Genomic DNA, 3401 nt, shown 5'->3' with positions numbered 1-3401 from the left:
GGCGGTGACGCTGGTCGAGCCGGAGGAGCGCTTCACCGCCTGCCCGTTCAGCAACGAGGTGATCGCCGGCTTGCGCGACCTCGACGCCCAGCGCTTCGGCTATGACGGGCTGCGGCGCGAGGGCGTCGAGGTCGTGCACCGCAGCGCCGCCGCGGTCGACGCCCGCTACCGGCGGGTGCGGCTCGATGACGGGACGGAGCTCGCCTATGACCGGCTGGTGCTGGCGCCAGGGATCGAGCTGCGCTTCGACGCGCTGCCCGGCTACGATCAGGCGGCCGCCGAAGCGATGCCGCATGCCTGGAAGGCGGGCGACCAGACGCTGCTGCTGCGCCGCCAGCTGGAGGCGATGCCGGATGGCGGCATGGTCGCCATCGCCGCCCCGGCCAACCCGTTCCGCTGCCCGCCCGGGCCATATGAGCGGGCCAGCCTGATCGCCCACTACCTCAAGACCCGCAAGCCGCGCTCCAAGCTGATCGTGCTCGACGCCAAGGACGCATTCTCGAAGCAGCGGCTGTTCCAGGCGGCCTGGGACGCCCTCTATCCCGGCCTCCTGGAATGGGTGCCGCTGTCCTCCGGCGGCCGGGTGACCGAGGTCGACGCCGCGGCGCGGACCCTGGTCACCGAATTCGGCAGCCACCGCGCCGACGTGGCAAACATCATCCCGCCGCAGCGGGCGGGCGCCATCGCCCGGGCCGCCGGCGTGGCCGACCAGACCGGCTGGTGCCCGATCGACCCGGTCACCTTCGAATCCCGGCTGCAGCCCGGCATCCATGTCATCGGCGACGCGGCCATCGCCGGGGCCATGCCGAAATCCGCCTTCGCCGCCAACAGCCAGGCCCAGGTCTGCGCCGCCGCCGTCGCCGCGCTGCTGCGCGGTGAGGCGCCGGCCAAGCAGAAGCTGATCAACACCTGCTACAGCCTGGTCGCGCCCGGCTACGGCATTTCGGTCGCCGGGGTGTACCGGCCGGCCGAGGGGCTGCTGCGCGAGGTCGAGGGCGCCGGCGGCACCAGCCCGCTCGACGCGCCGCCGGAGGTCCGGGAGATGGAGGCCCGCTACGCCGAGGCCTGGTTCCAGACCATCACCGGATCGGTGTTCGGATGAGGGGGCTGACCCCTCTGGTCCTGGCCGCGCTCGCCGCGGCGCCGGCGGCCGCGCAACCGTACGAGGTCGAGGGCGACGCCATCCCGCGATCGCTGACCGGGCGGCCCGGCGATCCGGCCCGCGGCTTGGCGCTGATGGCCGACCGGCAGCGCAGCCTGTGCTCGCTCTGCCATGCCGGCCCCTTCGCCCCGCCGCACCAGCAGGGTACCCTGGCGCCGGACCTGCAGGGCATCGGCGCGCGGCTCAACGAGGGGCAGCTGCGCCTCAGGGTGGTCGACATGAAGCGCCTGGTTCCCGACTCGATCATGCCGTCCTATGTCCGGACCGAAGGCTTCGCCCGCGTCGCCGCGGCCTGGCAGGGCAGGCCGGTGCTGACGGCGGTGGAGATCGAGGACGTGATCGCCTATCTCGCGACGCTGAGGGAGTGAGGGGATGATACGGCGCGATCCATTCACCATCCTCTCAGCCAAATTAAGTCCCCCCTCCCCTTGCGGGAGGGGGGCAGGGGGAGGGGTCTGCGCGCGTCCGCGCGCGAATGCGCAGGGCACAGACCTCGCCGCCCGCGCGGAAGGACCGCAGTCCAGGCCGGAGACCGGCCTCGAAAACCCCCTTCCCCTATCCCCCTCCCGCGAGGGGAGGGGGGACTCGATGGCTTTGGCCCGCCGCGGCGTGCTGGCGGCCGGGGCTGCGCTCACCGTGGTGGTGCTCGCACCCAGGCAAGCCCGAGCCCGCCCGTCGCTGCAGGAGGCGGTCCGCGGCTTTGCCGGCGGGGCGGAGATCCGGCCGGGCCGGGTAAAGTTCGACATCCCGCCCCTGGTCGAGAACGGCAACGCCGTCGGCGTCACGGTGGCGGTGGACAGCCCGATGACCGAAGCCGACCACGTCCGCCGCATCGGCCTGTTCAACGAGAAGAACCCGCAGGCGGACATGGCAGTGTTCCATCTCGGCCCCCGCTCCGGCCGGGCCATCGTCTCGACCCGGCTGCGCCTCGCCACCTCGCAGACCATCGTCGCCCTGGCGGAGATGAGCGACGGCAGCGTCTGGTCGGCCGAGGCCGACGTGATCGTGACCCTGGCCGCCTGCATCGAGGACCTGTCGTGACCCGCGCCCTTATCAACGCCGCGAAGACGGCGCGCCGCGGCGAGGTCATCGAGATCAAGGCGATGATCGCGCACAAGATGGAGACGGGGTATCGCCTCGGCCCGAACGGCCAGCCGATCCCGCGCGACATCATCCACCGCTTCGCCTGCACCTATGGCGGCGTCGAGGTGTTCGCGGCCGAGCTGTTCCCGGCCATGTCCGCCAACCCCTTCATCGCCTTCACCACCGTGGCGACCGAGTCGGGAACGATCGAGTTCGCCTGGACCGCCGACGACGGCACGGTCGAGCGGGCCGCGGTCGAGATCACGGTCACCTGATGCGGACACGGTCGTGTCGGGCGCTGCTGCTGCTCGGCGTAGCGCTGGCGGTCGGCGGCCAGGCGCCGGAGGCCGACCGCCGCTCGGGCTTCGACTTCATGGCGCCGGAGACGCAGGCACTGCAGCGCGACGATGGCGCCAATCCCGGCATGCTGTGGGTGCTGGAGGGAGAGACGCTGTGGCAGGAGCCCGCAGGGTCCGCTGGCATCTCCTGCGCCGGCTGCCATGGCGATGCGGCCGAGAGCATGCGCGGCATCGCCGCCCGCTATCCGGCCTTCGATGCGGCGACCGGCCGGCCGATCGATCTGCAGGGGCGGATCAACCAGTGCCGCCAGGCGCGCCAGGGCGCCGTGCCCTTCGCCGCGGAAAGCCAGGAGCTGCTGGCGCTGACCACCGCCGTCGCCCATCAGTCGCGCGGGATGCCGGTCGAGCCGGTCGCCGACCCGAACCTCACTCCCTTCGTCGCGGAGGGTCGGAAGCTGTTCGAGCAGCGGATCGGCCAACTCGACCTGTCCTGCGCCGCCTGCCATGACCGGCTTTGGGGGCAGAAGCTGGGCGGCAGCGTGATCCCGCAGGCGCATCCGACCGGCTATCCGATCTATCGCCTGGAATGGCAATCGGTCGGGTCGCTGCAGCGCCGGATGCGCAACTGCATGATCGGCGTCCGGGCCGAGCCCTACGCCTGGGGCGCGCCGGAATTCATCGCGCTCGAGCTGTATCTGCGCTCGCGCGCCGAAGGGCTGCCGGTCGAGACGCCGGGCGTGCGTCCCTAGCTATCCCGCGGCCCACTCCGCAAAGCTCTCGCCGGCCTCGGCCAGGCGGCGCAGCAGCGGCGCCGGGGCCAGGGCCGGCTCGCCGCGGGCGTCGGCGAAGGCCTGCAG

General features: G+C 72.4%; 5 protein-coding genes. All 5 read left to right on the top strand.

Annotation, left to right across the window (positions count from 1 at the left end):
- A partial coding sequence (locus P409_RS29860) for an NAD(P)/FAD-dependent oxidoreductase (RefSeq protein ID WP_034846984.1) occupies positions 1–1102 on the top strand: 1102 nt, incomplete at its 5' end.
- Positions 1099–1530, top strand: a complete 432-nt coding sequence (gene soxX / locus P409_RS29855) for a sulfur oxidation c-type cytochrome SoxX (protein WP_034846982.1) — start codon at positions 1099–1101, stop codon at positions 1528–1530. The genes P409_RS29860 and soxX, both read left to right, overlap by 4 nt.
- Positions 1531–1750: 220 nt before the next feature.
- Positions 1751–2203, top strand: coding sequence for a SoxY-related AACIE arm protein (locus P409_RS29850; protein WP_034846980.1), 453 nt, complete (start codon positions 1751–1753; stop codon positions 2201–2203).
- Positions 2200–2520: a thiosulfate oxidation carrier complex protein SoxZ gene (soxZ, locus tag P409_RS29845; RefSeq protein WP_034846978.1), complete on the top strand. Its 321-nt coding sequence runs from the start codon at positions 2200–2202 to the stop codon at positions 2518–2520. The genes P409_RS29850 and soxZ overlap by 4 nt, the downstream gene beginning before the upstream one ends.
- A complete protein-coding gene (soxA, locus tag P409_RS29840) occupies positions 2520–3293 on the top strand; it encodes a sulfur oxidation c-type cytochrome SoxA (RefSeq protein WP_034846976.1) in 774 nt (257 codons plus the stop codon). The genes soxZ and soxA overlap by 1 nt, the downstream gene beginning before the upstream one ends.
- Positions 3294–3401 lie beyond the last annotated feature (108 nt).

The organism is Inquilinus limosus MP06 (assembly GCF_000767795.1).
Taxonomy (GTDB): Bacteria; Pseudomonadota; Alphaproteobacteria; order DSM-16000; family Inquilinaceae; genus Inquilinus; species Inquilinus limosus_E.
This window is presented reverse-complemented; position numbering and strand designations above follow the sequence as displayed.